At 60.3% G+C, this 398-nt stretch carries 1 protein-coding gene; it reads left to right on the top strand.

All coding sequences use genetic code 11. The annotated features are described in order from the left end of the window. A partial coding sequence (locus ACWTU8_RS33220) for a LysR substrate-binding domain-containing protein (protein ID WP_455851429.1) occupies window positions 1-255 on the top strand: 255 nt, incomplete at its 5' end. Window positions 256-398 lie beyond the last annotated feature (143 nt).

Genomic DNA, 398 nt, shown 5'->3' on the forward strand with positions numbered 1-398 from the left:
GGCAGCCTGGGCGACGCCGCGCGCGGACTGCGCATCAACGATTACGGCCTGGTCATCCAGGGCGTCATGGAGGGGCAAGGCATCGCGCTCGGCTGGCGGCACCTTGCCGAGCGGCTGCTAGCGACAGGACTGCTGGTGCAGGTGACGGACCACGTGCTCAAGACCGGCAAGGCCTTCTACGTCGTGTGGCCGAAGAACCGGGAACTCAGCGACAATGCCCGCAAGGTCAGGGATTGGTTGGCGGCGCAGGCGTGAAAAAGTGGTTGTATCTGAAAATCCCCTCTATCACCGGTAGGCGCTCTAGGTTTAGTAATTGCATACTGGATGGGGGTAACGATGATCGCGAAACTCGGCGGCCATTTCGGCGTGGTTGTGTCTGGTCTGATTACTTTTGGGTT

This window comes from Mesorhizobium sp. BHbdii, assembly GCF_053848045.1.